The organism is Proteus sp. G2675 (assembly GCF_963886535.1).
In the GTDB taxonomy this organism is placed as follows: Bacteria; Pseudomonadota; Gammaproteobacteria; order Enterobacterales; family Enterobacteriaceae; genus Proteus; species Proteus mirabilis.
Map to the genome: position 1 here is coordinate 1 of NZ_CAWPCB010000049.1, position 573 is coordinate 573.

Annotated in this window: 1 protein-coding gene; it reads left to right on the forward strand. The window is 59.7% G+C overall.

Annotated features, from left to right (window positions below; translation table 11 throughout):
- The coding region (locus AACQ49_RS15855) for a TIGR03757 family integrating conjugative element protein (protein WP_237584662.1) at window positions 1-504 on the forward strand (504 nt) is incomplete at its 5' end.
- Window positions 505-573: the final 69 nt, after the last annotated feature.

Sequence of the window (573 nt, forward strand, 5' to 3'; positions counted from 1 at the left end):
CGGTCACCGGCGGGTTTTGATGCGCTTTTCTTCTCTCACCGTTCGTTTGTGAGGACTGACCGAATGAAAAAACGATTTTTATCTCTTTCCGGATTGCTGATGCTGTCGCTGTCATGCCTGCCGTTGACCGCCGGGGCGGCAGTGGTGCTGTATACCACGCAGGATGACGCTCTGCCGCAGACGGACATCCCGTTTGAGGTGGTGTATCTGGATGCGCCTGAACGCCTGCTGGATGAGGCCCTGCTTCAGCCGGGGACGGAACTGAGTGAAGCGGATGCCCCGCACATCACCGCCCTGTTACAAAGTCCGGCCTGGCAGGCCAGAGAAACGGCATTACGGCAGGCTTATCAGGGCGTGGTTCAGGCCTGGCAGCTGGGGGTGTCATCTCTGCCGGCGGTCGTCGTTGATGCGCAGTGGGTGGTTTACGGCACCACCGATATTGCACAGGCGGTGACGCAGATACAGCAGTACCGGGAACAACAGGAAGGAGGAGGTCAACCATGACCCGACAATCACATCGCCGGCGTCTGGCGGGGGCTTTGTTACTCGGTTGTTCACTGGTGCCGGTGGCGG